A 6,145-nucleotide genomic window follows, 5' to 3' on the forward strand; every position below is an offset into this window, starting at 1 on the left:
TTGGTTCACCCCGGTGTGGCCAGCGGGCTCGCTGCTCTGCGTGTACGCGCACAGTTCATGAAATTTTTGCAGCGGGAAAGACAAGAAACTGCGCAGCATGATGCCTCTGGCAGAAATCCAGGTAGGCCCGGACGATGCTGGAAGGATTCCGATGCGAAGGATAGAGCAGGTTGACCTGCTGGTCCGGCATTGGGTGGTCGGCAAGCACGGCGCATAGCTGGCCGCTCCGTATGGGGTCGGCGGCCAGGAAGGGAGGCAGTTCCGTGACGACCTCGCCGGCCAGCGCCCGGCCCCGAAGCTGCAGGTAATCGTTTGTGGTCAGCACCGCCTTCGGCTCGACGATATGCTCGCCGAGCCGCCAGATGCCTTGCGTGTTGGCGTCCCGGCACCAGGTAGCGCAGGGAAAGCGGTGCAGTGCATCGGGATCATCGGGCGTTCCCAAACGCTCCAGCAGCGCGGGACTGGCAACCAGCCCGTGGCGATAGGAGAGCAGTCGCCGCGCCACCATCGACTCATGCAGGACGTCTCCAACGCGCAACGCGACGTCGATTCCATCCTGGACGAGGTCGACCCGGCGGTCGGTGGTGTACACGCTGAGCTGAATGTCGGGATGTTGGCGCTGGAATGCGCCGAGCAGTTCCCACCAAGGTTCGAAGGCCGTCGGCAAGGAGAGCCGAAGTCGTCCCCTTAGACGCGCCTGGTCGCTCCTGACCGCCTGTTCGGCCTCGACGAATGCCTCGACCCCTCTGATCGCATGCTCATACAAACGCGTTCCGGCGTCTGTCAGCCGGGTACCTCGAACGGAGCGCTCGAGCAGTTGCACCTTCAGTTCCCGCTCGAGTTCGCGGATCCGGCGGCTGAGCGTCGGCAGCGGAATGCCCGTCCGCTGCGCGGTGGCCGACAGGCTGCCGGCCTGCACGACACTCACGAACATCTGCACGGCATTTAAGTCCATGGCCGAGTTCCTATCAGATATGAGAGGGATATTACCATACGCGTGGATATCGCACCATCCGTGAGCGGATTAAGTTTGCCGATATCCGCAAACGGGAAGTGTTCTCGGGCGAGCGGCAACAGGAGAGAATGATGTCTATAATCTTTCGCAAGAACCCGGCAGCGCTGGCGCTCGCAGCGCTTCCTCTGCTCGTGCTGGCGGCGCCAGCCAAGTCGGACGAACCGGTCAAAGCCACCATAACCCAGCAGCTTCAAAGCTACGAGCAGGCGCTCAACAACTCCGACGTCAAGGCTGTCGTGAAGCTTTACACGGACGACAGTGTGTTGATGCCGCAAGAGACCCCAACCGTCGTGGGCATCAAGGCAGTCGAGCAATTCTACGGTGCAACGTTCCAGGCGATCGATCTCAACCTCCATTTCCAGATCGACGAGGTGCAGGTTCTTTCGAACGAATGGGCGTTTTTGCGAACGACATCCACTGGCACCATGAAGATCCACGCCACCGGCAACGAGGTTCCGTCGCACAATCAGGAACTGTTTGTGTTGCACAAGGAGGTCGGGACGTGGAAGCTCGCCCGCTACAGCTTTTCTTCCACGCTTCCGCCAGCGCAACGCTGATCGTCGGGAGACTTTCGGTGGCTTAGCAAGCCTCGTTGTGGACGGGCATCCTTTTTCGAGGTCGATGCAGGTCGGTTGATCATCGTCGACGATCAGACACGGATCGTCGCTGATGCCCGCGTGGAAAACTCCGCCGCTCGCCTCAATTCGGCAGTGTGCCCTTTCACCGCCAAACGAAACACTACTTCGCGAGGAACGACGATGCGTGCGGCATGGTATGAAAAGCAAGGCTCCGCCCGAGACGTGCTTGTGGTCGGGGAGATGACTGCTCCCGAGCCAACCGATGGTGAAGTTCGTATTCGCCTGGCCGTATCGGGGATAAATCCCGGCGATATGAAGAAACGATCCGGCTGGCAGGGCGCGCCGATGCGCTATGCCCGGGTGATTCCGCACAGCGACGGCGCCGGCGTCATCGACGCCGTCGGCGCGGGCGTGTCACCAGACCGCATCGGCCAGCGCGCCTGGTGCTATGGCGCCCAATCCTATCGGCCGTTCGGGACGGCGGCCGAATTGGTTGTGGTGCCTGCGGAGTTCGCAGTGCCCTTGCCTTCCTCGTCGCTCGTTGCAAGCGAACAGGACCTCGCGGAGCAGGCCGCATGTCTGGGGATCGCTGGGATCACCGCACATAGGGCCGTCTTCGCCGACGGGTCCGTCGCGGGCCTTAGCGTACTCGTTCACAGCGCAGCCGGCGGCGTTGGCTCGATCGCCGTACAACTGGCCCGCCGAGATGGGGCCCAAGTCATCGCGATTGTCCGTAACCAGGCACAGTTGAAGGCGGCCGGCGACATCGGCGCGCATCATGCGTTCCTCGCCGATGACCCGGATCTTGTCGCCCGGATCCGCCAGGCAGCCCCCGATGGCGTCCATCGCATTGCGGAGGTCGACCTCGCGTTCCACATCGAGGTCGACGCCGCGGTCATCGCGGTCGGTGGGGTGATCAGTTCCTACTATTCATCCCTGGATCGCCCGGCAATCCCGTACTGGCAGCTTGGCTTCGCCGACGTTACGCTGCGATTGCTCGGCAGCGACGATTTTACGCCATCGGTCAAAGCGCAGGCCGCCAGCGAATTGACCGACGCGCTGGTAGACGGATCGTTGCGTGTGAACATCGCGGCACGATTTCCGCTCAGCGAAATCGCATATGCCCACGAACTCGTCGAACAAGGCGCGGGTGGACGTGTGCTTGTCCAACTTGGCCAGCAAAATTTCGCAACGAACAAGCCCTGAACAGAATTTGCGATTGCGACACGGATCCCGAATAACCCTATACAGTTTGCCGGCAACTTCGCCGTACATACCGGGCGGGTCCTCTAACCATCAGAAACCCGCAAAAAGCCTCCATTCTTCAGCCGGTATCTCCAGAAATCCTCCGAGTTGTGTCGCAGCTGGCGTGCGAGCGACCGGGAGAGGAAGTGAAGCCTATCCCGTGTTTCCCAAGAGCAGCCGATCTGCTTGCTGACTTTCGGCGTGAACCGATGCTGATGCGACGCGGCTTCAGCTCTTTGGGAATCTCTCGGATGATGTCGATGGCGAGCAGGCCATTATCAAGGTAGCTCTCAAAATCTTCATGTGGTCGGCCAGCTTGAACGTCTGGCTGAAACTGACCCGCATGGACAGCTACGGCTGGCCTTCCCTCCACTCTCCTACCCGCTTGAGAAGGCAAGTAGCTATCTTTGCTCAGCGCTCGTAGTCGTTATCGTTTGAGCGCTGGGTCTTCCGATCCTGCTCTTCCGACTGCCGCGCCTTCTGTTTGTTGGCGTCCTTCTGCTTGGCTCTCACCTTCTCCTGCTCGGTGCCTGTGTGCGGCTCAACCGGCTGGCGGGGATCGTCCCGAGTTGGGAGGTCTCGCCCTCGCGCCTCGCGCTCGGGGATTGGCTCCTCACCGCCACCACCACGACGCTGCTGCTGCCGCTCGAATTGCAGCCGCGCCAGACGGTCGTGCATCTTGTCGTTGACCTCTTCATGATACTGTTCGAACTGTCCTCGATGCGCCGGCGGCAGCGTCTCGCGCATGTTGTCCAGAGCCTGATTGACGCGGGCCATCTGACGCCGCATTTCCAAGGGGGTTTGCGCCATGTCCAAATCTCCTATCAGTGCATTCAATTCTCTCATACCGGGATGGGACAGGAAAGACTTCTGCCCCGATTGATCAACTCCGCGACCCGCGTCAGGACCTGGTTGCCCCTCACCTGCCCGATCGCGACGGAACCGGAGAAAATTGTTGCCGATCGACTCCGCTGCCGTGAGAGCCTGACCGACTATGCCCGCGGTCCGCATCGTCGTCACAGTCTTTTGCCATGCGGCAGCGATTGCATCGCCGTTCACGACAAGGGATTGCCTGTCCAAGCGGCGTTGCCGCTTGGACTCCACTCGCTCGATTGTCCTGGCGCTGACCTGGTAGCGCGGATCGCTCTGGGCGCGGCTGTAGGCTCCGGCATGCTCCTTCGTGAATGGCCGCGTCATCGCATGATCCATGCGGCGCGTCGCCACCATCGCAATGCCGTTCTCGCGTGCTTTTTCCGCAAAGCTCTCGCGCCAGGCGATCAGATCTGGCTTGTAGAATTTCAGGCGCTCGCCGTCGGCAGAGCGCGCCTGCACCATCGCATGGATATGGACGTGCTTAGTATCCTTGTGATGCGCCAGGACGAACTTGTATCCTGGCGCTCGCTCCTCGAGCACGGCGCGCGCCGCGGCCATGACGGCGTTGGCATCGGTGCCGGCCCTTGCCGAGAAAAGCAGGTGATAGGCATTGCGGCGCTCACGCCCCGAAAACTGCGGGCGCCATTGTTCATAGACTGAAGCCGCAGCCTTCGTGGAGTTCTTCACCCCAGGCACGGGCTCGCCATTTCCATGGCGGACTTGGCTGTGGGTGCGAATGAACTTCTGCAGGAAATATTTCGCCTTGGGTTCACGGCTGACGGCCGCCGTTATTTCTGCCTTGGCGACCACCCCCGCCGCGCCCATGGCTTCAGACAACCGCGCCTCGATCTTGTCGAGCGCCTTGGTGCGCGAATTCTCCCGACCACCGGCCAGGACCTTGGCGAGCGGTCCAGCCCGCTCATCGGTGTGCGCGTAAACCTCCACCGTCTGTCCGTCCTGCGCATAGATGAACGGTTTCGTACCGAAGGCCTTGTTCAACGCCTCGCTCAAGCCGGCATCACTGACCTCGCCGGCGAGATCGACACGAACTTCGATAAAATTGGTATTTTCCAGGGGCGGTTCGAACGTTTCGCAAAACGTTTCCAGGAACGCCTTTCGTGCGCCGCCTGTCGCCAGGACCTGCCCGTCCTCATCGAAAATCTCGATGTCGTGTTTCTCGCCTTTTTCGTCCTCGCGCTTGCCAATGTAATTGAGCAGCCGCGCGGCGGCTTCCCTGGTCGACGGAGGATTGGGCATGACCTTGAACACGGCAGGCTGCGCACCCGCCGCATAGCCTGCCCTCGCCGCCACAGCCCGCGCCTGATAACCCGCCCGCGCCGCTCGCCCTGTAGCGCTCGCGCGACCCGCGCCACGGCCACCACCGCCGCCGCGCCGCTTCCAGTCTTCCTCCTCCTCTTCCGGCCGGAAACCGGCGAGCGTGGCGCCATAGACCATGATCGGCGCGCTACCGGCCTTGGGCGAGCTCGCAACAACGGTCGGTGCCCTGTTGGACATGGAGCTCCCCGCCAGTCCTGTCCCTCCCGCCGACGAACGAGGGGCGTTCCTGCCGCCACCTAGCGCCGAGCCGGCTTGTCCTTGCCCGAGGCGTCCGCCGCCACCGGTCCCCTCATAACTCTTCATCGCCTGGAATTCACCGGCCTCGCGTCGGGCGCCCGTCACGGACTTGTCGTCGTCCAGCTCCTCACGCTTCACGCCGGACTCGCCTCGAAGATAGCGTTCGATTTCGGCCGCGTAGCCAGCAAGACGACCGCTCATGGCCTGACCTCCCTCGCCTTGCGTGACCCGCCAGTCATCGCCTTCAGTTCCTCGCGAAACTGCCGCACCAGGTTGCCCACGGCGACCAGCGCCTGTTCAAGATCCTCATCGTGGGCAACACGGCCGTCGCTCATCGTGCGCACGGCCTGATTGAAATTGACGCCGACACGCCGCAGCTGGTCGGTCATGTCCACGATCGCCGGCCGCAACGCCTCTGACGCGATGGGCAGATGCCCGACCTCTGCCCGCACTAGACGCCGCACGACCTCGCTGACGGTTATGCCGTCCCGCTCCGAAATGGCTTTGAGGTTAGCCAGCTCGTCCCCCGAAAACCGGATGTGCGTCACCTCACCATAGCGTCGTGACGCACTCTTAACCGCTGCTTTCTGGGCGTCTGCATCCATCTCTCAAGCCCGCTTGCGGGCGCTAAGGCCCGAGAAGGCCGCGCCGCCTACTTTGTGTGTATCACAACATAGGCTATCCTGCCAATAGCAAACAAGGGAATGAAAAACATTTCAGGTCGCGCGTCTTCTCACCAGCCCAGCGCGGGCGAAACGTTCCCTAAACAAGGGAATGAAAAACATTTCAGGTCGCGCGTCTTCTCACCAGCCCAGCGCGGGCGAAACGTTCCCTAAACAAGGGAATGAAAAACATTTCA

5 protein-coding genes are annotated in these 6,145 nt (G+C 61.7%); 2 read left to right on the forward strand and 3 right to left on the reverse strand.

The window, feature by feature from the left end; translation table 11 throughout:
- Positions 1-55 precede the first annotated feature (55 nt).
- On the reverse strand, positions 56-955 hold the full coding sequence (locus NKI38_RS10195) for a LysR family transcriptional regulator (RefSeq protein WP_352656983.1): 900 nt from the start codon (positions 953-955) through the stop codon (positions 56-58).
- Positions 956-1,083: 128 nt separating this feature from the next.
- Between NKI38_RS10195 and NKI38_RS10200 the strand changes: the two genes are divergently transcribed.
- A complete protein-coding gene (locus tag NKI38_RS10200) occupies positions 1,084-1,572 on the forward strand; it encodes a YybH family protein (RefSeq protein WP_352656984.1) in 489 nt (162 codons plus the stop codon).
- Between the two features lie 75 nt (positions 1,573-1,647).
- Entirely contained in the window at positions 1,648-2,799 is a 1,152-nt protein-coding gene (locus NKI38_RS10205; RefSeq protein WP_352656986.1) for an NADPH:quinone reductase, read from the forward strand.
- A 450-nt stretch (positions 2,800-3,249) separates the two neighbouring features.
- On the opposite strand, the gene NKI38_RS10215 is transcribed toward NKI38_RS10205, so the two are convergent.
- Positions 3,250-5,487, reverse strand: a complete 2,238-nt coding sequence (locus NKI38_RS10215; protein ID WP_352656989.1) for a relaxase/mobilization nuclease domain-containing protein — start codon at positions 5,485-5,487, stop codon at positions 3,250-3,252.
- The gene (locus tag NKI38_RS10220; protein ID WP_352656991.1) at positions 5,484-5,891 is read right to left on the reverse strand and encodes a hypothetical protein; all 408 of its coding nucleotides are present in this window, start codon (positions 5,889-5,891) and stop codon (positions 5,484-5,486) included. Before NKI38_RS10220 ends, NKI38_RS10215 begins: the two co-directional genes overlap by 4 nt.
- Positions 5,892-6,145 lie beyond the last annotated feature (254 nt).

This window comes from Mesorhizobium sp. M0621 (genome assembly GCF_040320745.1).
GTDB lineage: Bacteria > Pseudomonadota > Alphaproteobacteria > Rhizobiales > Rhizobiaceae > Mesorhizobium.